The following is a 21,175-nucleotide window of genomic DNA, read 5'->3' on the forward strand; positions in this document are numbered from 1 at the left end:
TCGGCGAAGCCGACGGAGGGGGTAGTCTTGCCGGCGTCCTCAGACTTCCCCCTCCGGCGCTGCGCGCCACCTCCCCCTTCAGGGGGAGGATCAACCTCATGATCGACCCCCAGCGCACCGCCGCCGACCCCGCCATATCGGCCTTCGTCACCGCCAATGCCGGTTCGGGCAAGACCAAGACCCTGATCGACCGGGTGGCGCGGCTGCTGCTGGCCGGTTCAGCGCCCGAGGCCATCCTGTGCGTGACCTACACCAAGGCCGCCGCCGCCGAGATGCAGCGCCGCCTGTTCGAGCGGCTGGGCGGCTGGTCAGTGACGGCCGACGCGGCCCTGCGCACCGAACTTGCCAAGCTGGTCGGCGAGCCCAAAGCGCATTTCGACGCCGGCAAGCTGTCGAACGCCCGCGCCCTGTTCGCCCGCGCCCTGGAAACCCCCGGCGGGCTGAAGATCCAGACCATCCACGCTTTTTGCGAAAAGCTGCTGAAGCGCTTTCCGCTGGAGGCCGGGGTCTCGCCGGGCTTCACCGTGATGGACGACCAGGCCGGCTCGGCCGTGGCCCGCGCGGCGCGACGCACCGTGGCGACCTATGTCGATACCCATGACGACACCTATTCCGACGCCTATGCCCGCTTCTCGGTAGCGCTGGACTATCAGGCCTTCGAGTCGATGTTCGGGACCTTCGAGATCCGGCGCGGCGAGATCGCGGCCTATTTCGCCCGTCACGACGGTCCGGCCGGTGCCATCGACAATGTGTGGCAGGCCTGCGGTTTCGACGGCCCCACCGATCCCGAAGCTGTCGCCGCCGAGGCGATGGACGAGCTGGACCCCGACCTGTGGGAGGCCTGCGCCAGCCTGCTGGAGTCCAGCGGCAAGATGCGCGACACCGAACATGCCGCCCGGCTGCGGAAAACCCTGGCCACGGGCGTCTTCGACGACGCCCTGAGCGCCCTGTTCACCGACAAGGAAGAACCCCGCAAGCACTTGCAGACCACCACCACCCTCAAGTCGCGCGAGGACCTGCGCGAGGCGCTGCTGGAAGAGACCGACCGCCTGTCGTTCGTGCGCCAGCAGGTCCGGGCGGCGCGGGTGGCGCACGACACCGCCGGCGCCCTGAACCTGGCGGCGCTCTACATCCTGGCCTACGCCAACGAGAAGGCCGCGCGCGGAGCGCTGGACTTCACCGACCTGATCGAGCACGCCCGCATCCTGCTGACGGAAAAGGTCGATGCCGCCTGGGTGCTCTACAAGCTGGACGGCGGCATTGACCACATCCTGCTGGACGAGGCCCAGGACACCGCGCCCGAGCAGTGGGACATCCTGCGCGCCCTGACCACCGACTTCTTCGCCGGGGCCGGGGCGGGCGGCTGGCGCAAGACCCGCGACGCACGGACCCTGTTCGTGGTCGGCGACGAGAAGCAGTCGATCTATTCCTTCCAGGGGGCTGATCCGCAGCGGCTGCTGGTCGAGACCCAGGGTTATATCGACCGGATCGAGGCTGTGGGTCAGATCGGGCTGGGCGTTCCTCTGACCGTGTCCTATCGCTCGACGACCGAGGTCCTGAGCTTCGTCGACGCCCTGTTCTCAGATCCCGCCACCCGCGAGGGCGTGCCGCTGCCGGCCGGCGAGGACGTGGTGCGCCACCAGCCGTTCCGCGAAGACGGCCCCGGCTGCGTCGACCTGTGGCCCCTGACCCGCGAGATCGCCGGCGAGGACCGCGACGCCTGGACCACCCCGGTGGACGCCCAGGCCGAGCACAGCGCCAACCGCCGCCTGGCCGAAGCCATCGCCGCCGAGATCAAGGCCATCCTCGATCGCGGCGACGAGGTTCACGACAAGGACGAACGCCGCAGACGGGCGGCCCATGCCGGCGACATCCTGATCCTGGTGCGCCGTCGCAAGGTGCTGTTCGAGGAGATCATCCGGGCCCTGAAACGGCGCGGCGTGCCGATGGCGGGCGCCGACCGCCTGTCGCTGTCGAGCCATATCGCCTTCCAGGACCTGCTGTCCCTGGGACGGTTCGTGCTATTCCCCGACGATGACCTGACCCTGGCGGCCCTGCTGAAAAGCCCGTTCTGCGGTCTGACCGACGAAGACGTCTATGAGCTGGCCAGGGGTCGCAAGGCCACGCTGTGGGCGGTGCTGACGACGCGCGGCGGCGAGGATCCGCGCTGGGTCGCCGCCCGCGACCTGCTGGACTGGGCCCTGGTCGAGGGCCGCAAGCGCCAGCCGTTCGAGTTCTTCGCGACCTTGCTGGGCCGGGTCGGGAGCGATGGCCTGTCCAACCGCGCCCGCGTACTGACCCGTCTGGGCGGCGAGGCCGACGAGGCCCTGGACGAGTTCCTGGCCCAGGTGATGAACGCCGAACAGCGCAACATCCGCGACCTCGAAGCCCTGGTCGCCGACTTCGCGGCCCTGGACATTATCGTCAAGCGCGAGATGGAAGGGGCCCGGCGCGAGGTGCGGGTGATGACCGCCCACGGCTCGAAGGGGCTGGAGGCACCCATCGTCTTCCTGCCCGAGACCACGATGAAGCGCGGGGCCGGCGGCTCGCCCCTGCTGACCACGGAAGCGGGCGGCCTGCTGTGGTCGACCAGCGGCAAGACCGACTGCAAGGCCTCGTCCGACGCCCGCGCTCTGCGCGACAGGAAGGACGCCGAAGAGGCGCTGCGGCTCTATTACGTGGCCCTGACCCGGGCGCGTGACCGGCTGGTGCTGTGTGGCCGGGTCGCCGCCAATGCCAAGGATGAGACGGTCGGCGGCTGGTACGGCGCGGCCCGCGCCGCCTTCGCCCATGCCGACATCGCCCCGCAGGTGCGCCAGATCGGCGATCCTGACGCGCCGATCCTGCGCTTTGGCCCGGATCCCATGACCCTGCCGCGCGAGGCCGAAGCGGCGGCCTCGACCGCCGCCCTGCCGGCCTGGGCCACAGGCCAGGCGGCGCCCGAGCCGAAGACAGCGCGCTATGCCGCCCCCTCCCGCATCGAGGACGAGGCCGACAGCCGCGCCCCGGCCCCCTCGCCCCTGGCCAAGGTGGCCGGCCTGGGTCGCTATCGGCGCGGCGAGGTGATCCACCGGCTGCTGCAGATCCTCCCCGACATCGCACCCTCAGAGCGGCGGGCGGCGGGCGGGCGACTGCTGGCCGCCGAACGCGACCTGACCGACGACCAGCGCGCCGAAATGGCCGCCGCCGCCTTCGGGGTGCTGGAAGACGACCGCTTTGCCGCCGTGTTCGGCCCCGGCTCGCGGGCCGAGGTGGCCCTGGCCGGAACCAGCCCGGCCCTGCCCAAGGGCCTGGCGATCTCTGGCCGGGTCGACCGGCTGGTGGTCACCGACGATCAGGTGCTGGTGGTCGACTACAAGACCAACCGCCCCGCCCCGGACCGCATCGAGGACGCCGATCCGGCCTATCTGGCCCAGATGGCGGTCTATGTGGCGGTGCTGCGCGAGGTGTTCCCGGACCGCCGGGTCGAGGCCGCCCTGGTCTGGACTGATGGTCCCAAACTGATGCCGGTTCCAGAAAAGGTGATATCGGAGTCCCTGCAGCGCATCGGCTAGGCCGTTGCCGGGACCTCGCGCGGCGCCTACATCTTTCTCAAGCGCCCGCGACGACTCGCGGGTTTTGGATATTTGCGTCGCCCAAGGCGGCGCCCTGATGGAGCAGACGATATGAGCACCGTGACGGTGACCGACGAGTCCTTTGAACGCGACGTGCTGCAGGCCGAAGGGCCCGTGCTGGTCGACTTCTGGGCGGAATGGTGCGGCCCCTGCAAGCAGATCGCCCCGGCCCTGGAGCAGATCTCCGAAGAGCTGGCCGATCACGTTGTGGTCGCCAAGGTCAATATCGAGGACAGCCCCACGACCCCGTCTCGCTATGGCGTGCGCGGCATCCCGACGATGATGCTGTTCCGTGGCGGCCAGATGACCTCGATGAAGGTCGGCGCCATGCCCAAGCAGAAGATCCTGGAATGGCTGACTGAGGCCGGCGTTCAGCCCGCCTGACGTCAGGCCTGATCGTCAGATCAAAAAGCGCCCGTCCCGCCGATGCGGGGCGGGCGTTTCTGTTGGCGCCGATCAGAACTTGGTGCGGCAGCCTTGCTTGACATGGACGCCGCGGATGAAGCCGCGGCGGGCATAGCCTGCATCAATGGCGGCGTTCAGACGGCGCTCGGCCGGCGCCGCGCCGGAGATTTCCCGTACCAGGCCGCGAAACGGAATGATCGAGTTGACCACGGTGCGCCCGCCGGCGGCGGCGAGCCGCCCTGCCCGGCTTTCCTTGACTTCGTTGCCGACGATGTAGTCGGGACCCAGAACCTCGTTCAGGGCCGTGACCTCGGCGGCCAGCTGCTTGCAGGTTTTCAGGCCCTTGAGGCTGTAGGGATTGTCGTGCGCCTTTTCGAGGATCGGCGGAATGTCGCGTCGGGTGATGCCGACGTCACGGGTCGGCTGGCTGCCGATCTCGACGGCCTTCTTGCGGGTCTCGCTCATCCAGCCGGGCGAGGTTTCCTCAGGCGGATCCTTGGGCTTGGGATCGGCGGGACGGTTCTGGGCGTAGGCGGAGGAGCCCGCCGCCAGCAGGGCCACGATCAGCGCCGCCTGGCCAAACTGTCTATTCCGGAAAGTCATTGAAGCCCCATGCACATCGATACCGCGCTCCGGCGAAAGCCCGCGCACGGATCAATAACGACAAGCTGGGCTGTGGGTTCCCGACCAGCGGGCACGCCACAAACCGCGCCCTACTTCTTGGCCGACGTGACGATGAACGGCGAGGTCGAGACCGGAGCCGCCTTCTTGTCGGCCTTGGGCTTGCGCACTTCCTTGTTGGACTTCTTCTGACCCTTGGCCATCGACGGTTCCTGCCAGGACGGGCGCGCGCGCCGGGGATGTCCGGCGGGCCGTGCCGCCCTATCGGCGTAGCGCAGCCTTACGCCGAACCGGGGCCCCGCGCCTGCTTTTCTTGCGTCAGCTCGGCCAGGTCTCTTCGCTCATCGCCAGCACCTCACCGGCCAGATACAGCGAGCCGCAGATCAGCACATGCGGTGTCGGCGTCTGGGCCAGGGCCTTGGCCAGGGCGTCGGCAAGGCTGTTGCAGGCATGGGCGCGCAAACCAGCCAGCTCGGCGGCGGCGGCGGTCTGGGCGGCGGGCGCGGCGGCGTGGCCCTCGAACGTCACCGCATAGACCTGGGCCCTCAAGGGGGCGAAAGCCTGGAAGAAGCCCGTGGCGTCCTTGTTGGCCAGCAGGCCCGAGACCAGCGCGACGGGTCGACCGTCGCGCGCCGCCAGATCGCCCAGGGCCCGCGCCACGGCCGCGCCGGCATGGGGATTGTGGCCACCGTCCAGCCACAGGTCGGCGCCTGCCGCACGGGCCTGCTCCGCCAGGGGCCCGGCGGTCAGGCGCTGGAAGCGGGCCGGCCAGACCGTCCCGGCGATGCCGGAGGCCATGGCGGTCTCGTCGATGCGCGGGTCGTTGAAGGCCAACAAGGCGGCCACGGCCAGCCCCGCATTGGCGAACTGGTGGTCGCCCGGCAGGGGCGGCGCGGGCAGATCCAGCAGGCGGTCCTGCATCTGCACCAGCAGGCGGCCGCGCTCGTTCCAGGCGTCGAAATCCCGCCCCATCAGGGTCAGCTCCACCCCGGCCAGGGCGGCGGCGGTCTCGATGACGCTTTCAGCCTCCTCCCGCTGACGGGCCGAGACGGCAGGCGCGCCGGGCTTGATGATCCCGGCCTTCTCGACCGCGATCTCGGCCAGGGTGTCGCCCAGGAACTCGCGATGGTCGATGTCGACGGGGGCGATCACGCTGACGGCAGGCGTGACGACATTGGTGGCGTCCAGCACCCCGCCCAGGCCCACCTCGACGATGCACAGGTCGGCCGGCACATCGGCAAAGGCCACAAGCGCGGCGGCCGTGGTGATCTCGAAGAAGGTGATCGGCAGGCCGGCATTGGCGCGCTCCACCCGGTCCAGCACCTCGGCCAGCTGATCATCGGTGATCAGGGTCCCGGCCAGGCGGATGCGTTCGGCAAACCGCACCAGATGCGGCGAGGTGAAGACATGCACCTTCAGCCCCGCTGCCTCGGCCATGCCGCGCAGATAGGCCACGGTCGAGCCCTTGCCGTTGGTGCCGGCCACGTGGATCACCGGGGGCAGGCGGTCCTGCGGATTGTCCAGCGCCGCGCACAGCCGCAGCATGCGCTCCAGCGACAGGTCGATCAGCTTGGGATGCAGGGCCTGCAGGCGGGCCAGGGCGGCGTCGTGGACGCGGAGGTGATCGGTCATCGAGGCGCTCAAGATCCTCCCCCTCCGGGGGAGGATCCAACAGGACTAAGCCGCCTTGCGACGACCCATCATCAGGGTGCCCAGGATCGAGCCCAGAACGGCGGGCAGGTCCTTGCGCGGCGTGACCCGGTCGACCATGCCCTTTTCGACCAGATATTCCGAGCGTTGGAAGCCCGGCGGCAGGGTCTCGCGGATGGTCTGCTCGATGACGCGGGGACCGGCAAAACCGATCAGGGCGCCCGGCTCGGCCAGGTGAACATCGCCCAGCATGGCGTAGGAGGCCGTGACGCCGCCGGTGGTCGGGTCGGTGAGGACCACAACGTAAGGCAGGGCAGCCTCTTTCAGTTCATTGATGGCCAGGGTCGTGCGGGCCATCTGCATCAGGGACAGGGCCCCTTCCTGCATCCGTGCGCCCCCGGCGGCGGTAAAGACCACCAGCGGGATTTCGCGCTCCAGGGCGGCGCGGGCGGCGGCGACGAAGCCTTCGCCGGCGGCCATGCCCAGCGAGCCGCCCATGAAGGCGAAGTCCTGGACCAGCACCACGGCGCGGGCACCGCCGACCAGGCCTACGCCGATGGCCATGGCGTCAGGCTCGCCGGTGGCCTTGCGGGCCGCGATCAGGCGGTCCTTGTAGGGCTTGCCGTCGGAGAAGTGCAGCGGGTCTTCGGGCACCGCCGGTGTCGGCAGGCTTTCATAGGCACCGTCATCGAAGGTGAACTTGAAGCGGGCCTCGGGGCCGATCCGCATGTGGCGACCGGCCGGCGTAACCCAAAGGGCCGCTTCCAGGTCGGAACGGAAGATCATTTCGCCGGTATCGGGGCACTTGACCCAGAGGTTTTCAGGCGTTTCGCGCTTGGCGAAAGCCCCGCGCACACCAGGCGCAATCCGCGAGAGCCAGCCCCCGCCGCGACGGCCCTCAGCCGAGGCCTTTGATTTGTCGCCCTTTTTCGGGTCCTGGGGTTCAGCCATAGCCATAGCCTTAAAGCCTCACTTCGTGCCCGACGCGCGCAGAACGCACAGCCTTAGCCAGCTCTGACGCCTTGAGAAGAACCTTCTCGGTCACATTTTCGTTCAACTGGGCCGCCGATTCGATTTCATCGACAAGCGCCGAGCCCACCACGGCGGCGTCGGCGATGCGAGCCACGGCTGCGGCCTGGTCCGGTGTGCGGATGCCAAAGCCCACGGCGACCGGCAGGCCGGAGGCCTTGCGCAGGCGCTCGACGGCCGGAGCGACGTCGGCCGCGTCGGCCGACTTGACGCCGGTCACACCGGCGACCGACACGTAATAGACAAAGCCCGAGGTCCGGCGGATCACCATCGGCAGGCGGGCATCGTCGGTGGTCGGGGCGGCCAGGCGGATCAGGGCGATGCCTTCGGCCTCCAGCGCGTCCGACAGCGGATCAGCCTCTTCCGGCGGGCAATCGACGATGATCAGGCCATCGACCCCGGCCGCGTTGGCGGCGGCGGCGAAGCTCTCGAAACCCCGGTTCAGCACCGGATTGAGATAGCCCATCAGGATGACCGGGGTGTCGGTGTCGCCTTCGCGGAAGGCGGCGACCAGATCCAGCGTGCCCTGCAGGGTCATGCCCGAGCGCAGGCCGCGCTGGGCGGCGCGCTGGATGGTGGGCCCTTCAGCCATCGGATCGGAGAAGGGAAAGCCCAGCTCGATCAGGTCGGCGCCGGAGCCCGGCAGGCCCTTGAGCACGGACAGCGTCGTGGCGGCATCAGGATCGCCGGCCATGATGTAGGTCACGAAACCGGCGCGGTTCTCGGCCTTCAGCGCCGCAAAGCGACGGTCGATACGGTCTTTGGTCACGCTGGTCTCAGTCCTAGATCTTGCGCCCGAGGGCCTCGGCCACCGTGAAGATGTCCTTGTCGCCGCGACCGCAGAGATTCATCACCACGATCTTGCCCTTGCCCAGCTGCTGGGCGATCTCGCCGACCCGGGCCAAAGCGTGGGCCGGTTCGAGGGCCGGGATGATGCCTTCAAGCGTCGAGCACAGCTGGAAGGCCGCCAAGGCCTCCTCGTCGGTGGTCGAGACATATTCGGCGCGGCCGATCTCGTGCAGGAACGAGTGCTCGGGACCGATGCCGGGATAGTCGAGCCCGGCCGAGATCGAGTGGGCGTCGATGATCTGGCCGTCGTCGTCCTGCAGCAAGTAAGTGCGGTTGCCGTGCAGCACGCCGGGGCGGCCACCGGTCAGGGAGGCGGCATGCTTGTCGGTGGAGACGCCGTGGCCGGCCGCCTCGACGCCGATCAGGCGCACGCTGTCGTCGTTGAGGAACGGATGGAACAGGCCGATGGCATTGGAGCCGCCGCCGATGCAGGCGACCACCGCGTCGGGAAGACGGCCTTCCATCTCCAGGATCTGCTGGCGGGCCTCGATGCCGATCACGCTCTGGAAATCGCGGACCATCACCGGATAGGGGTGCGGGCCGGCCGCCGTGCCGATCAGATAATAGGTGTCGTGCACGTTGGTCACCCAGTCGCGCATCGCCTCGTTCATGGCGTCCTTGAGGGTGCCGGTGCCCGAGGTCACCGGGCGGACTTCCGCGCCCAGCAGGTTCATGCGGAACACATTGGGCTTCTGACGCTCGACGTCGGTGGCGCCCATGTAAACGACGCAAGGCAGGCCGAAACGCGCGCAGACGGTGGCGGTGGCCACGCCGTGCTGGCCGGCGCCGGTCTCGGCGATGATCCGGGTCTTGCCCATGCGCATGGCCAGCAGGATTTGGCCCAGGGCATTGTTGATCTTATGCGAGCCGGTGTGGTTCAGCTCATCGCGCTTGAAATAGATCTTGGCCCCGCCGAAATGCTCGGTCAGCCGCTCGGCAAAATACATCGGGCTGGGCCGGCCGGCATAGTGGGTGTTGTAGCTGGTCAGCTGGGCCTGGAAGTCCGGGTCGGCCTTGGCGGCGGCATAGGCGTCGCCCAGTTCCAACACCAGAGGCATCAGGGTCTCGGCCACATAGCGGCCGCCGAAGTCGCCGAAGCGGCCGTTGGCGTCGGGATAGGCCGAGTAGTCATTGGGCTTTGCAGGAGCGTTCACGGAGACTTCCTAGGGACTTCCAAGGGCTCAGGCGCGTTTGACGGCGTCGAGAAAGGCCGAGATCAGAGCCGGGTCCTTTAGGCCGGGTCCGCGTTCCACGCCAGAGGAAACGTCCAGCAGGGGCGCGCCGGAGGCTTTTACCGCCTCGGCCACGTTCCAGGGATCCAGCCCCCCGGCCAGGAAATGCGGTCGCTCAAAGCGCCGGCCGTCCAGCAGGGTCCAGTCGAAGCGCGCGCCGGTGCCGCCGGGCAGAACCGAGCCCTCAACGGGTCGCGCGTCGAACAGGAACTGCTCGGCAACGGTCTCGAAGGCGCGGGCCTGGTCGACATCTGAAGCGGATGAGACCGAGAACGCCTTGATCACCCCGGTGCCGGAGCGCTCGGCGATCTGGCGCACGCGGGCGGGGGTTTCCTTGCCGTGTACCTGGATGAGATCGGGCTTCATGGTGGCCATCAGCCGGTCAATCAGCACGTCGTCGGGATCGACCGTCACGGCCACCGTCTTGACCGCGCCATGGCCGCGCAGGGGGGCGACCAGACGGGCGGCGGCCTCGGGCGTCAGGTTGCGGGGGCTCTTCTCGAAGAAGACGAAGCCCAGATAGGCCGCGCCGCCGTCCAGCGCGGCGCGCACGGTCTCCGGCGTCGACAGCCCGCAGATCTTGGCTTTAGTCATGGGCGCGGACTTAAGCCCCGGCGCCCGTGGGGACAAGCGCTCAGTGTTCCCGGCGGCGCGCGCCTGCGGCGGGAGGCGAGGTTTTTGAGCCGATGGCGTCGCCCAAACCCGCAGACGGGTGTTAGAAACCCATCATGACCCAGCGCCATGCTCTGATCGCCCTGCCGTTCCTGCTGCTCGCCGCCTGCGGCCCGGTGGAGAAGAAAGCCGCCGAGGCGGGAGCTGCGCCGCCACCCGTGCAGCCAGGCCAGAGTGGTTCAGTCGCCATGGCCGTGACGCCCTATATCGAGGGTCCGCTGCAGATTCGCGCCGACGGCGTGGGTCCGATCAACGCGTCCATGGCGTTTGACGAGGCCACCCTGAAGGCTCTGTTCCCCAAGGCCCTGATCAAGACCGCCTTCCTGCATTTCGGACCCGGGCCGGCCCAGCCTGTCCTGATCGTCGAGCAGAACCAGACCCCGATGCTGGAAATCTCCAAGGGCGAAGACGGCGGCCTGGGCGTCATCAGGCTGGAGGGCGGCGACGTGCGCGGCCCCCGCGACGAGACCCTGCTGACCAGGTGGTCGGCCCTGGATCTGGACCTCGCCCACTGCCGGGCCGGCGAAGGCCGCGACGTCAATGGCGTGACCTGCGTTCGTCCCGAGGCGCCCAATGTCCGCTATCTGATCGGCGTGCCGGGCTGGACGAAGGGCGGCCTGCCGCCGGTCGAGACGCTGAAGGCCAAGGGCCAGTTGAACGGCTTTTCCTGGCGCCCCGCCGAGGGCGCGGCGGTCGGCTCGGCCTGATCGCGCAGCGACCATGATCCTGTCCATAGACACCTGCCTGGGCGCCTGTTCGGTCGCCGTACTGGACGGCGAGCACGTGCTGGCCGTCCGCAGCGAGCCCATGACCCGTGGCCACCAGGAGCGAATCGGCATGCTGGCCCGCGAGGTCGCGGCCGAAGCCGGCGTGAAATTCCCCGATCTGACCCGGATCGCCGTGACGGTGGGACCCGGCTCCTTCACCGGCCTGAGGGTCGGACTGGCCTTCGCCAAGGGCCTGGCCACGGCCTTGTCGATCCCCTGCGTCGGGGTCAATACGCTGGAGGCCCTGGCGGCCGGCGTTCCTGGACGGGGCTTCGTCGCCGCCGTACTCGATGCTCGGATGAGCCAGGTCTATCTGCAGGTCTTCGACGGCGGCGTGGCCCTGATGGCGCCCGACGCCCTCGACCTGGGCTCGGCGGCCGCCCGGCTGGCCGAGCTGCATGGCGGTCAGGCCGTGACCCTGATCGGCTCCGGCGCGCCGCTGCTGGCCGAGCTGTTTCCGGCCGCGACGCTGCTGACGCCGGTCTCGCCCGACCCCGTCGCCATCGCCCGGCTGGCCGCTGCCCGGCCCGCGCCCTTCCATTCGCCCCGGCCGCTGTATCTGCGCGCGCCCTACGCCACCCTGCCCGCAACATGATCCTGCGCCCCGTGGGCCTGGAGGCCTGTTTCATCCTCGCCGACCTGCACGACCGCGCCTTTCCCCGGCCGTGGAGCGCGATCGAATTCGAAGACCTTCTGAAATCACCAGGCGTCTTCGCGGTGCTGGGCGAGGCGGGCGAGCCGGCCGTCGAGAAGGGCTTCATCCTGTGCCGCTCGATTGCCGGCGAGGCCGAGATCCTGACGATCGCCGTCGATCCGGTGGCCCGCCGTCGTGGCTGGGGCGCGGCCCTGGTCGAAATGGCGGCCGGCATCGCCACCGAGACCGGCGCCGAGGCAGTGTTCCTTGAGGTCGCGGCCGACAACGCGGCCGCCATCGCCCTTTATGCGGCGACGGGCTTTGCCCGGGTGGGGCTGCGCAAGGGCTATTATCCCCATCCGGATGGCGCTAGGGACGCGCTTGTCATGCGGCGGGCGCTTAACACTTAAGGGTTCACCGCCTATCCTGCCATCGACTCAGACGGAGGCGCCGCCTTGGATCGACTTGAAAAAGCCTGCATCGATAAAGGGATGCGAATGACCGACCAGCGTCGGGTCATCGCCCGCGTGCTGTCGGCCGCCGACGACCACCCCGATGTGGAAGAGCTGCACCGCCGCGCCCACTCGGTTGACCCGCACATCTCGATCGCGACGGTTTACCGGACCGTGCGCCTGTTCGAAGAGAGCGGCATCATCGAGCGTCACGACTTCCGCGACGGCCGCTCGCGCTATGAAGAAACCCCCGACCATCACCACGACCACCTGATCGACATGAAGACCGGCAAGGTCGTCGAGTTCGTGGACGAAGAGATCGAAGCCCTGCAGAACGCCATCGCCCAGCGGCTGGGCTACAAGCTGATCGACCACCGGCTGGAGCTTTACGGGGTTCCGATCGAGGAGTGATCGCCCAAGATCCTCCCCCTGAAGGGGGAGGCGGCCGGAGGCCGGTGGGGGAAGACCGCACCGAGGCAGCAGCACTTCCCCCTCCGTCGGCTTCGCCGACACCTCCCCCGCCAGGGGGAGGATTTCCGCGCTGATCTTGCGCCCGGGCCCGCTCGCCCTCATAACCTCGCCCATGAGCGAGACCCCGCAAAAGCGCCTCTATATCAAGACCTACGGCTGTCAGATGAACGTCTATGACAGCGAACGCATGGCCGATGTCCTGCGTCCGCTGGGCTATGGCGTGGTCAGTGACCCCGAGGGGGCCGATCTGGTGGTGCTCAACACCTGCCATATCCGCGAGAAGGCCACCGAAAAGGTCTATTCGGAACTGGGCCAGATCAAGCTGATGAAGGACCGCAAGGCGGCCGATGGCGGGGGTCGTATGACCATCGCCGTGGCCGGCTGCGTGGCCCAGGCCGAGGGCAAGGAGATCATGCATCGCCAGAAGGCGGTGGATCTGGTCGTTGGTCCGCAATCCTATCACCAGCTGCCCGAGCTGATCGCCCGCGCCCACCGGGCCACCGGCGAGCGGCTGTCGACCAGCTTTGCCGCCGACGAGAAGTTCGACGCCCTGCCGGCCGAGCGCCAGGTCAACGGCGTCACCGCCTTCCTGACCGTGCAGGAGGGCTGCGACAAGTTCTGCACCTTCTGCGTGGTGCCCTATACGCGCGGCGGCGAGTGGTCACGGCCGGTGAACGATATCCTCGAAGAGGCCCGGCGCCTGGCCGCCCAGGGCGTGCGCGAGGTCACCCTGCTGGGCCAGAACGTCAACGCCTATGACGGCGACGGCTCGACCCTGGCCAAGCTGGTTCGCCAGCTGGCGAAGATCGATGGCCTGGATCGCATCCGCTACACCACCAGCCACCCGCGCGACATGGGCGATGACCTGATCGAGGCCCATGGCGAGCTGCCCGAGCTGATGCCCTATCTGCACCTGCCGGTGCAGGCCGGCAGCGACAAGATCCTGAAAGCCATGAACCGCGACCACACGGCCGAAAGCTATGTGAAGCTGATCGAGAAGATCCGCGCGGCGCGGCCCGACATCGCCATGAGCGGAGATTTCATCGTCGGCTTCCCCGGCGAGCGTGACGGCGATTTCGAAAAGACCCTGGAACTGGTCCGCGAGGTCGGTTTCGCCTCGGCCTTCTCGTTCAAATACTCGCGTCGCCCCGGCACGCCGGCCTCGGCCATGACCGGACAGGTCGACGAGGCGGTGAAGGCCGAGCGGCTGGAGCGTCTGAACCAGCTGCTGGATCAGCAGCAGAAGGCCTTCAACGCCGGCCAGGTGGGCAAGACCCTGCCGGTGCTGTTTGAAAAGGCCGGTCGCCATGCCGGTCAGATCGTCGGCCGCAGTCCCTATCTACAGGCGGTCCACGCCGAAGGCGCGGAAAGCCTGATCGGAACCATCGTTCCGGTTCGTATCGACTCCGCCGCCAAGATGAGCCTGGGCGGCGTGCTGGAAACCTCTTCAGTTCTGGAAACCGCTTGAGCCGCACCCCTGAGTTCATGCCGCTGTCGGACGACGCCGTTCACGCCGTCTCCGGCCCCAATGGCCGTCACGCCGCCCTGATCGAGGACGCCTTCAAGGTTCTGATCGAGACTCCGGGCGGCGGTGTCACCATCACCGGCGACGTCAAGGGTCGCACGGGTGCCAAGCGGGCCCTGCGCGACCTCGCCATCCGCGCCGACGCCGGCGAGGAAGTGGTCGAGGCTGATGTTCGCATTGCTGTCGGTGAAGCCCAAAGCACCGGCGGCGTGGCCTCGGCCCGCACCGTTCGCAAGGGCGCCATCTCGCCCAAGACCAAGGGCCAGGCCCGCTATATGGAGGCCATGGGCAGCCATCCGCTGTCGTTTGGTCTGGGCCCGGCCGGCACCGGCAAGACCTTCCTGGCCGTCGCCCACGGCGCCGGCATGCTGCTGCGCGGCGAGGTCGACCGCCTGATCGTCACCCGCCCCGCCGTCGAGGCCGGCGAGAAGCTCGGATTTCTTCCGGGCGACCTCAACGAGAAGGTCGACCCCTATATGGCTCCGGTCTGGGAGGCCCTGACCGACATCATGGGCGCCGACCAGCTGCGTCGTCGTCGGGAAAAGCTCGAGATCGAGGTCGCGCCCATCGCCTTCATGCGCGGCCGCACCCTGGCCCACGCCTTCGTCATCGTCGACGAGGCCCAGAACTGTTCGCGCCTGCAGATGAAGATGGTCCTGACCCGTCTGGGCGAGGGATCGCGCATGGTGGTGACGGGGGATCCGACCCAGATCGACCTGCTCAATCCCCGCGACTCGGGCCTGGCCCACGCCGTGTCGATCCTGGAAGGGGTCGAGGGGGTTTCGGTCTCGCGCTTCACCGCCGCCGACGTGGTGCGTCACCCGCTGGTCGAACGCATTGTCCGGGCCTATGACGCCGACGCCCTGCAGGCGAGCACACGATGACCATCACTGTCGATATCGAGATCGAGGACGAAGCCTGGATCAAGGCCGAGCCCGAAGCCGAAGCCCTGGTCTGGCGCGCCGCCCAGGCCGTTCTGGACGCCCATCAGGACATCGAAGGCCAGGGGATCGTCATCCTGCTGGCCGACGACGACAGCGTTCAGGCCCTGAACCGCGACTTTCGCCAGAAGGACTACGCCACCAACGTCCTGTCGTTTCCCTCGCCCCCTAACCCGGAAGGTCAGATCGGCGACATCGCCCTGGCGTTCGGGGTCTGCCAGCGCGAAGCGATCGAGCAGGGCAAGTCTCTGGCCCACCACCTGCAACATCTGGTGGCGCATGGGGTGCTGCATCTCCTAGGATACGATCACGAAGGCGACGAAGAGGCTGAGTCCATGGAGGCCCTGGAACGCGAGATCCTGGCCACCCTGGACGTGCCCGACCCCTATGCCGGCGACCGAGCGTGACAGCCGAAAGTGGATGCCGGTTTCGGCGCCTGTCACGCTCTAACTCTAATTGTCGAAACGTTCACAAGAGCGTTTAGACAGGGACACTGATCCAAGGCGATGCCCAGCGACGACTCTAGTCAACAGCCCGCCGTTCCCGCGCGACACAGCCGGGGCGTGCGGGCGTTCTTTCGCAGGATGCGCAAGCGGCTGACCCCGCCAGGCCAGACGCTCCGCCCGTCCGAGCCCGTCGAAGACGGCGCCGTCGACATCGTCGACCAGGCCGAGGCCTTCAAGACCCTGCGGGTGGCCGACGTCATGACCCCCCGGGCCGATATCGTCTCGGTCGAGGTCTCAACGCCCTTTGAAGCCCTGATCGCCCAGTTCACCGAGGCCGAGCATTCACGGATGCCGATCTATCGCGAGACGCTGGACGACCCGGTGGGCGTGATCCACGTCAAGGACGTGTTCCGTCTGCTGGCCTCTGACGACAAACGCCCGGCGCCGACCGACCTGGTTTTGCAGAAACTGCGGCGCGAGGCCCTTTATGTGCCGGCCTCAATGCGGGCCGCCGACCTGCTGCTGCGCATGCGCACCAGCCGCATCCACCTGGCCCTGGTCATCGACGAGTTCGGCGGCACCGACGGGCTGGTGACCATGGAAGACCTGATCGAGGCCGTGGTCGGCGAAATCGACGACGAGCACGACGACGCCACCGTCGCCGGCATTGTCGCCCGCCCCGGCGGGGTATTCGAGGCCGACGCCCGCGCGCCACTGGAAGAGCTGGAAGCGGCGCTCGGCCAGGAACTGGCCCCGCCCGACATGGAAGAAGACATCGACACCGTCGCCGGCCTGGTCGTGGCCCTGGCCGGCCGGGTGCCCCAGCGCGGCGAGGTGATCGCCCATCCCGATGGTTTCGACCTGGAGGTGGTCGAGGCCGATCCGCGTCGGGTGCGCCGCATACGGGTTCGCCCCGCCGCCGCCCGGACCGAAGCCACCGTCTCGTGACGCTGGCGTTCAAGTCGCCCTGGCCGGCGCGCGGCCTGGCCTTGCTGGCTGGCCTCGCCGCCGCCCTGGCCCATCCGCCGTTCGGGATCCTGCCTGGCCTGCTGGGCTATGCCCTGCTGCTGGGTCTGCTGGACGCCGTCGACGGCCCCCGCCCCCTGCGCTCGGCCTTTTTCCGGGGCTGGCTGGCGGGCCTGGCCTATTTCGGTCTGGGCACCTGGTGGATCGCCGAAGCCTTCCTGGTCGACGCCGCCAACCAGGGCTGGATGGCGCCGTTCGCCGTCGCCGCCATGGCCGGGGGGCTGGCCCTGTTCTGGGGCGTCGCCGCCCTGCTCTATCGGCTGCTGCGCCCCGCCGGCGTGCGACGGGTGCTGGTGTTCGCCGGGACCCTGGCCCTGATGGAATGGCTGCGCGGCCATGTGCTGACCGGCTTTCCGTGGAACCTGCCGGGCGAAACCTGGAAGGCCGGCTCGGCACCCTCACAGGCCGCCGCCCTGGTCGGGGCCTATGGCCTGACCTGGATCACCCTGGCCATCGCCGCCGCGCCCGCCGTCTGGCGCGAGGGCCTGGCCGGTCGAAAGGCCATTGCAGCGGCAGCGGCCCTGCTGGCGGCCCTCTATCTGAACGGCCTTGTCCCGAACCGGCCCATGCCCAAGGCTCCGCCGGTCAGCGTCCGCATCGTTCAGGCCGACATCAAGCAGGAGGCCAAGTGGGATGAGGGCCGCTTCGCCCAGATCGTCCAGGCCTATACGTCCCTGACCGCACGGCCCTATGCCGGTAAGCCTGCCGACCTCGTGGTCTGGCCCGAAGGCGCCCTGCCAGCCGCCATCAACGACTATCTGGCCCCTGGCACCTGGGTGCGTCAGGCCATCATTGAGGCCCTAAAGCCGGGTCAGCTGCTGCTGATCGGCGGCTATCGCTATGACGGCACCCCGGACAAGCCGGTCTATTACAACAGCCTGATCGCCCTGCGGCGCAGCGCTGACGACCTCGAGGTCGTCGGGATCTATGACAAGCACCGGCTGGTGCCGTTCGGCGAGTATCTGCCGATGGACGCCCTTCTGACCAGAATCGGCGTCAAGAGCCTGGCCCATCTGGGCGACGGCTTCGCTACCGGACCGCGCCCGGCGCCGCTGAAGATCGGCCCCGGCCTGACAATCCAGCCGCTGATCTGCTACGAAAGCCTGTTTCCGGGCCTGGCCCGCCCGGCCCCGGGCGTGCGGGCGATCGTCAATGTGTCGAATGACGCCTGGTTCGGTGTCACCTCAGGACCGCTCCAGCATTTAAATCTGGCCAGCTATCGGGCCATCGAGACCGGAATTCCGATTATTCGCGCCACCCCGACGGGGGTTTCAGCGCTTATCAATGGTCAGGGAAAAATCGTGCCCGGAGCGCGCCTGGATCTGGGGGTAACCGGGGTCATTGATGGCGACCTACCCAATTTGAGCAATTCTACACCCTTTTCGCGCCTCGGCGATGGCCCCTTCTGGTTGCTGATTCTGCTGTCTGCGTCCGTTCTTGTTCGCCCGGCAGCGGGTAAGGGCTTTTAATTATTACCGATTTGTTAGACACAGGATAAATTAAAACCGCAATTTCAGCTATCAAGCGTAGGCATGAGCGCTCCCATCGACACCGACCGCCACCCCAATCCGATCGACCTGCACGTCGGCGCTCGGATCCGAATGCGACGCAAGATTCTGGGCGTCAGCCAGGAACGGTTGGCCGACGATCTGGGCCTGACCTTCCAGCAGGTGCAGAAGTATGAGCGCGGAGCCAACCGGGTCAGCGCCAGCAAGCTGTACGAGATCGCCCGCAGCCTGCAGTCCTCGGTGTCCTATTTCTTCGAGGGCCTGGCCGATCCGACCGATGCCGACGGCATGGCCGAGACCGGTTCGGAGCAGTTCGTCCACGACTTCCTGATGACCCCGGAAGGCCTGGAACTGGCCAGCCTGTTCCCCAGGATCGCCAAGACCAAGGTGCGTCGTCGCATCCTGGACCTGGTGCGCTCGATGGCGGACGAGGAAGTGGCCGAGACCGAAGGCTGAGCCTGCGGCCTCGCGCCGCTTGCCGACATAAACATATCTTTATATGCTGCTCGGACTCTGGGTGGGCCTATCGTTCATCCGGGCGATTTTTTTGGCCGGAGTTGTCCCTTGAGCCGTTCGTCTTACATTTTCACCAGCGAAAGCGTCTCCGAAGGTCATCCGGACAAGGTCGCCGACCGGATCAGCGACACGGTGGTCGACGCCTTCCTGAGCGTCGATCCCGAAGCCCGCGTCGCCTGCGAGACCCTGGTCACCACCAATCGCATCGTGCTGGCCGGCGAAGTGCGGGCCGGCAAGCCCGATGGCGACAAGGCCGCCAACAAGCAACTGACCAAGGATATCCTGAAGTCGCTGGAGCCCAAGGTGCGGGCCGCGATCAAGGACATCGGCTATGAGCAGAAGGGCTTCCACTGGGAGAAGGCGAAGTTCGCCAACTATCTGCACGGTCAGTCGGCCCACATCGCCCAGGGCGTTGACGCCAGCGACAGCAAGGACGAAGGCGCCGGCGACCAGGGCATCATGTTTGGCTATGCCAGCACCGAAACCCCGGAGCTGATGCCTGCCACCCTGCAGTACAGCCACAACATCCTCAGCCGTCTGGCGGCGCTGCGTCACAGCGGCGAGTTGTCGGCTCTGGAGCCCGACGCCAAGAGCCAGGTGACCCTCGAGTATGACGGCAGCGGCAAGCCAGTGCGCGTCGTTTCCATCGTGGTGTCGCACCAGCACAAGAAAAACATTGACGGCAAGTCGGCGACCTCCAAGCGCGTGCTGGACCTGATCCGTCCGCACATCCTGCCGATCTTCCCCGAAGAGCTGATCACCAAGAAGACCCAGTGGCTGGTCAATCCGACCGGGCGCTTCGAGATCGGCGGCCCTGACGGCGACGCCGGTGTCACCGGCCGCAAGATCATCGTCGACACCTACGGCGGCGCAGCTCCGCACGGCGGCGGGGCCTTCTCGGGCAAGGATCCGACCAAGGTCGACCGCTCGGCCGCCTATGCCTGCCGCTACCTGGCCAAGAACGTCGTCGCCGCCGGCCTGGCCGACCGCTGCACCATCCAGATCGCCTATGCCATCGGCGTCGCCCAGCCGGTGTCGTTCCACGTCGACCTGCATGGCACGGGAAAGGTTGATCCGGCCGTGCTGGAAAAGCTGCTGCCCACCCTGATCGGCGGCGCAACCCCGCGCGGCATCCGCCAGCACCTGCAGCTGAACCGCCCGATCTACGCCCGCACCGCCGCCTACGGCCACTTTGGCCGCACGCCCGACAACGAGGGCGGCTTCTCGTGGGAAAAGACCGACCTGGTCGATGAGCTGAAGGGCCTGGCGTAAGCTTGGCTAACGCCCGCTATCGAATTCTACTGGCCGCCCTTGTGGCGGCCAGTCTTTCGTTGAGCGGCTGCGATGGGTTTCAGCGTCAGTCCTTTGACCGTGCGGCTTGGATAGCTGCCGACGTCGATGCGACCCAAACACGGATGCGAATGGTCAAGGATTTGCTCCAGCACCATCCGCTAGTGGGCATGACCCGCGCCGATGTGCTCGGATTGCTCGGCCCGGCAGAGCGAACAGACAAATGGTCGCAGAACGACCTAGTCTATGTGCTGGGCCCGCAAGGCATCGATTTCAATTGGCTTGTCATCAAGTTCGGTCCCGACGATCGGGTGAGTGAGCATGCCGTGGTAGCGGACTGACCCTTCGCTTTCGCTGATTTCGGCGCTAAGAGCCGCCCCATGACCAACGCCCCCATCCCCCACGGGCCGCTGCGCTCGTTCGGCCGCATCAAGGCGCGCCCGGTGAAGCCGCGCCAGCAGGCCCTGCTCGACACCCTGCTCCCTGAAATCTCGATCCCGACCGCCCCGTTCCAGCCTATAGACCTGATGGCCGAGGCCACCGAGGTATGGCTGGAGATCGGCTTTGGCGGCGGCGAGCACATGGCCACCCAGGCCGGTCGCCATCCCCATGCCCTGATCCTCGGGGCCGAGCCCTTCGTCAACGGCGTGGCCAGCGCGGTGCGTCACATCGAAGAACAGGGCCTGAAGAACGTCCGCATCCACGAGGGCGATGCCCGCGACGTGCTGTCGTGGCTGCCCGACGCCTGCCTGAGCCGGGTGTTCATCATGTTCCCCGACCCCTGGCACAAGGCCCGGCACAACAAGCGCCGCCTGATCCAGCCGGCGGTGGTTACTGAGCTGGCGCGCGTTCTGAAGCCCGCCGGCCGCCTGCGCTTCGCCACCGACTGGGCCGACTATGCCGAATGGACGATCGAGCGGGTGCTGGCCGATCCGGCCTTCCGGTTCGAAAGCGAGACCGCCGACCGCAACGCCCCGCCGGCCGACCACGTGACCACGCGCTACGAGGAAAAGAAGCTGGGCGACTGCGCGCCGGTGTTTCTGGATTTCGTCAGGGCCTGAAGCCCTGTAGGCCTGTCCCGGGCCCGCGACATGACGGGCCATGGGGGGCTTCAATGGCTTGGCTTGCAGGTAACTTCCACATCGTCCTGACGGTCAGCGGCCTGCTGACCCTGACCATGCTGCAGTTCGTGATCGCGCCGGGCCGCTCGATGCGCTCGACCTATGGCGAGACCCTCGAGGGTCCGCTGGCGGATGTGATCGTGCGCGGCTGGGGCCTGCTGATCGGCCTGACCGGCGGCATGCTGATCTGGTCGGCCTTCCATCCCGAGACCCGCGACCTGGCGGTCGGTGCGGCCGTGATCAGCAAGGTCTTCTATATGGGCTCGCTGCTCGCCAAGGGCGGGCGCTTCATCAAGGGCTTCTCCGGCATCACGGTCGTGATCGACGCGGTGATGGTGGCCCTGCTGATCGCCGGACAGTTTCTGTAACGGCTTCCCGCTCCGGCGCGGAGAGGGAAGCCGCCAGG

General features: G+C 67.8%; 23 protein-coding genes. 16 read left to right on the forward strand and 7 right to left on the reverse strand.

Annotated elements, in window-relative coordinates; genetic code table 11:
• The first annotated feature begins 98 nt into the window (after nucleotides 1-98).
• The gene (gene addA, locus ACW179_RS04490) at nucleotides 99-3,554 is read left to right on the forward strand and encodes a double-strand break repair helicase AddA (RefSeq protein WP_492063104.1); all 3,456 of its coding nucleotides are present in this window, start codon (nucleotides 99-101) and stop codon (nucleotides 3,552-3,554) included.
• 111 nt (nucleotides 3,555-3,665) lie between these two features.
• Nucleotides 3,666-3,998: a thioredoxin gene (trxA, locus tag ACW179_RS04495; RefSeq protein ID WP_492063105.1), complete on the forward strand. Its 333-nt coding sequence runs from the start codon at nucleotides 3,666-3,668 to the stop codon at nucleotides 3,996-3,998.
• A gap of 72 nt (nucleotides 3,999-4,070) precedes the next feature.
• Here the strand turns inward: trxA and ACW179_RS04500 are convergent, their stop codons facing one another.
• The 7 genes from ACW179_RS04500 to ACW179_RS04530 form a co-directional block, all read right to left on the reverse strand.
• Nucleotides 4,071-4,622 (reverse strand): hypothetical protein, encoded by a 552-nt coding sequence (locus tag ACW179_RS04500; RefSeq protein ID WP_492063106.1) that lies wholly within the window; start codon nucleotides 4,620-4,622, stop codon nucleotides 4,071-4,073.
• 110 nt (nucleotides 4,623-4,732) lie between these two features.
• Nucleotides 4,733-4,843: a hypothetical protein gene (locus ACW179_RS04505; RefSeq protein ID WP_492063107.1), complete on the reverse strand. Its 111-nt coding sequence runs from the start codon at nucleotides 4,841-4,843 to the stop codon at nucleotides 4,733-4,735.
• Between the two features lie 115 nt (nucleotides 4,844-4,958).
• Nucleotides 4,959-6,272, reverse strand: coding sequence for a bifunctional folylpolyglutamate synthase/dihydrofolate synthase (locus ACW179_RS04510; protein WP_492063108.1), 1,314 nt, complete (start codon nucleotides 6,270-6,272; stop codon nucleotides 4,959-4,961).
• A 45-nt stretch (nucleotides 6,273-6,317) separates the two neighbouring features.
• Nucleotides 6,318-7,247, reverse strand: a complete 930-nt coding sequence (locus ACW179_RS04515; protein ID WP_492063109.1) for an acetyl-CoA carboxylase carboxyltransferase subunit beta — start codon at nucleotides 7,245-7,247, stop codon at nucleotides 6,318-6,320.
• Between the two features lie 4 nt (nucleotides 7,248-7,251).
• Complete coding sequence (gene trpA / locus ACW179_RS04520) at nucleotides 7,252-8,088, reverse strand: tryptophan synthase subunit alpha (protein WP_492063110.1); 837 nt, start codon at nucleotides 8,086-8,088, stop codon at nucleotides 7,252-7,254.
• 13 nt (nucleotides 8,089-8,101) lie between these two features.
• On the reverse strand, nucleotides 8,102-9,322 hold the full coding sequence (gene trpB / locus ACW179_RS04525; protein ID WP_492063111.1) for a tryptophan synthase subunit beta: 1,221 nt from the start codon (nucleotides 9,320-9,322) through the stop codon (nucleotides 8,102-8,104).
• Nucleotides 9,323-9,349: 27 nt separating this feature from the next.
• Nucleotides 9,350-9,994: a phosphoribosylanthranilate isomerase gene (locus tag ACW179_RS04530; RefSeq protein WP_492063112.1), complete on the reverse strand. Its 645-nt coding sequence runs from the start codon at nucleotides 9,992-9,994 to the stop codon at nucleotides 9,350-9,352.
• A 134-nt stretch (nucleotides 9,995-10,128) separates the two neighbouring features.
• Here ACW179_RS04530 and ACW179_RS04535 point away from each other — a divergent pair, with 134 nt between their 5' ends.
• The 14 genes from ACW179_RS04535 to ACW179_RS04600 all read left to right on the forward strand — a co-directional run bounded on the left by ACW179_RS04535 (nucleotide 10,129) and on the right by ACW179_RS04600 (nucleotide 21,137).
• The gene (locus ACW179_RS04535) at nucleotides 10,129-10,779 is read left to right on the forward strand and encodes a DUF1131 family protein (protein WP_492063113.1); all 651 of its coding nucleotides are present in this window, start codon (nucleotides 10,129-10,131) and stop codon (nucleotides 10,777-10,779) included.
• Between the two features lie 13 nt (nucleotides 10,780-10,792).
• Nucleotides 10,793-11,434 carry a tRNA (adenosine(37)-N6)-threonylcarbamoyltransferase complex dimerization subunit type 1 TsaB gene (gene tsaB / locus ACW179_RS04540; protein WP_492063114.1) on the forward strand — a complete coding sequence of 214 codons (642 nt, stop codon included), beginning with the start codon at nucleotides 10,793-10,795 and terminating at the stop codon, nucleotides 11,432-11,434.
• Nucleotides 11,431-11,883, forward strand: a complete 453-nt coding sequence (locus ACW179_RS04545; protein ID WP_492063115.1) for a GNAT family N-acetyltransferase — start codon at nucleotides 11,431-11,433, stop codon at nucleotides 11,881-11,883. Before tsaB ends, ACW179_RS04545 begins: the two co-directional genes overlap by 4 nt.
• A 45-nt stretch (nucleotides 11,884-11,928) precedes the next feature.
• The gene (locus tag ACW179_RS04550) at nucleotides 11,929-12,336 is read left to right on the forward strand and encodes a Fur family transcriptional regulator (protein ID WP_492063116.1); all 408 of its coding nucleotides are present in this window, start codon (nucleotides 11,929-11,931) and stop codon (nucleotides 12,334-12,336) included.
• A 172-nt stretch (nucleotides 12,337-12,508) separates the two neighbouring features.
• Nucleotides 12,509-13,864 carry a tRNA (N6-isopentenyl adenosine(37)-C2)-methylthiotransferase MiaB gene (miaB, locus tag ACW179_RS04555; protein WP_492063117.1) on the forward strand — a complete coding sequence of 452 codons (1,356 nt, stop codon included), beginning with the start codon at nucleotides 12,509-12,511 and terminating at the stop codon, nucleotides 13,862-13,864.
• Nucleotides 13,861-14,805, forward strand: coding sequence for a PhoH family protein (locus ACW179_RS04560; protein WP_492063118.1), 945 nt, complete (start codon nucleotides 13,861-13,863; stop codon nucleotides 14,803-14,805). Before miaB ends, ACW179_RS04560 begins: the two co-directional genes overlap by 4 nt.
• 14 nt (nucleotides 14,806-14,819) lie before the next feature.
• Complete coding sequence (ybeY, locus tag ACW179_RS04565) at nucleotides 14,820-15,269, forward strand: rRNA maturation RNase YbeY (protein WP_492064252.1); 450 nt, start codon at nucleotides 14,820-14,822, stop codon at nucleotides 15,267-15,269.
• Between the two features lie 99 nt (nucleotides 15,270-15,368).
• Complete coding sequence (locus ACW179_RS04570) at nucleotides 15,369-16,256, forward strand: hemolysin family protein (RefSeq protein ID WP_492063119.1); 888 nt, start codon at nucleotides 15,369-15,371, stop codon at nucleotides 16,254-16,256.
• On the forward strand, nucleotides 16,253-17,803 hold the full coding sequence (gene lnt, locus ACW179_RS04575; protein WP_492063120.1) for an apolipoprotein N-acyltransferase: 1,551 nt from the start codon (nucleotides 16,253-16,255) through the stop codon (nucleotides 17,801-17,803). The genes ACW179_RS04570 and lnt overlap by 4 nt, the downstream gene beginning before the upstream one ends.
• A 63-nt stretch (nucleotides 17,804-17,866) precedes the next feature.
• The gene (locus tag ACW179_RS04580; RefSeq protein ID WP_492063121.1) at nucleotides 17,867-18,298 is read left to right on the forward strand and encodes a helix-turn-helix domain-containing protein; all 432 of its coding nucleotides are present in this window, start codon (nucleotides 17,867-17,869) and stop codon (nucleotides 18,296-18,298) included.
• Between the two features lie 108 nt (nucleotides 18,299-18,406).
• Nucleotides 18,407-19,630 carry a methionine adenosyltransferase gene (gene metK / locus ACW179_RS04585; protein WP_492063122.1) on the forward strand — a complete coding sequence of 408 codons (1,224 nt, stop codon included), beginning with the start codon at nucleotides 18,407-18,409 and terminating at the stop codon, nucleotides 19,628-19,630.
• A gap of 2 nt (nucleotides 19,631-19,632) precedes the next feature.
• The gene (locus ACW179_RS04590) at nucleotides 19,633-19,989 is read left to right on the forward strand and encodes a hypothetical protein (protein WP_492063123.1); all 357 of its coding nucleotides are present in this window, start codon (nucleotides 19,633-19,635) and stop codon (nucleotides 19,987-19,989) included.
• A 39-nt stretch (nucleotides 19,990-20,028) separates the two neighbouring features.
• A complete protein-coding gene (trmB, locus tag ACW179_RS04595; protein WP_492063124.1) occupies nucleotides 20,029-20,709 on the forward strand; it encodes a tRNA (guanosine(46)-N7)-methyltransferase TrmB in 681 nt (226 codons plus the stop codon).
• A gap of 53 nt (nucleotides 20,710-20,762) precedes the next feature.
• Entirely contained in the window at nucleotides 20,763-21,137 is a 375-nt protein-coding gene (locus tag ACW179_RS04600; RefSeq protein ID WP_492063125.1) for a hypothetical protein, read from the forward strand.
• Nucleotides 21,138-21,175 lie beyond the last annotated feature (38 nt).

The sequence above is a fragment of the Caulobacter sp. AVps18 genome (assembly GCF_058681425.1).

Excerpts from the sequence above, each read along its gene's own strand:
- addA (WP_492063104.1), top strand. The coding sequence starts at position 99 with ATGATCGACCCCCAGCGCACCGCCGCCGACCCCGCCATATCGGCCTTC.
- ACW179_RS04570 (WP_492063119.1), top strand. The coding sequence starts at position 15,369 with ATGCCCAGCGACGACTCTAGTCAACAGCCCGCCGTTCCCGCGCGACAC.
- ACW179_RS04505 (WP_492063107.1), bottom strand. The coding sequence starts at position 4,843 with ATGGCCAAGGGTCAGAAGAAGTCCAACAAGGAAGTGCGCAAGCCCAAG.
- ACW179_RS04510 (WP_492063108.1), bottom strand. The coding sequence starts at position 6,272 with ATGACCGATCACCTCCGCGTCCACGACGCCGCCCTGGCCCGCCTGCAG.
- ACW179_RS04530 (WP_492063112.1), bottom strand. The coding sequence starts at position 9,994 with ATGACTAAAGCCAAGATCTGCGGGCTGTCGACGCCGGAGACCGTGCGC.
- trxA (WP_492063105.1), top strand. The coding sequence starts at position 3,666 with ATGAGCACCGTGACGGTGACCGACGAGTCCTTTGAACGCGACGTGCTG.
- ACW179_RS04500 (WP_492063106.1), bottom strand. The coding sequence starts at position 4,622 with ATGACTTTCCGGAATAGACAGTTTGGCCAGGCGGCGCTGATCGTGGCC.
- trmB (WP_492063124.1), top strand. The coding sequence starts at position 20,029 with ATGACCAACGCCCCCATCCCCCACGGGCCGCTGCGCTCGTTCGGCCGC.
- ACW179_RS04515 (WP_492063109.1), bottom strand. The coding sequence starts at position 7,247 with ATGGCTATGGCTGAACCCCAGGACCCGAAAAAGGGCGACAAATCAAAG.
- ACW179_RS04535 (WP_492063113.1), top strand. The coding sequence starts at position 10,129 with ATGACCCAGCGCCATGCTCTGATCGCCCTGCCGTTCCTGCTGCTCGCC.
- ACW179_RS04545 (WP_492063115.1), top strand. The coding sequence starts at position 11,431 with ATGATCCTGCGCCCCGTGGGCCTGGAGGCCTGTTTCATCCTCGCCGAC.
- tsaB (WP_492063114.1), top strand. The coding sequence starts at position 10,793 with ATGATCCTGTCCATAGACACCTGCCTGGGCGCCTGTTCGGTCGCCGTA.
- ACW179_RS04600 (WP_492063125.1), top strand. The coding sequence starts at position 20,763 with ATGGCTTGGCTTGCAGGTAACTTCCACATCGTCCTGACGGTCAGCGGC.
- ACW179_RS04580 (WP_492063121.1), top strand. The coding sequence starts at position 17,867 with ATGAGCGCTCCCATCGACACCGACCGCCACCCCAATCCGATCGACCTG.
- miaB (WP_492063117.1), top strand. The coding sequence starts at position 12,509 with ATGAGCGAGACCCCGCAAAAGCGCCTCTATATCAAGACCTACGGCTGT.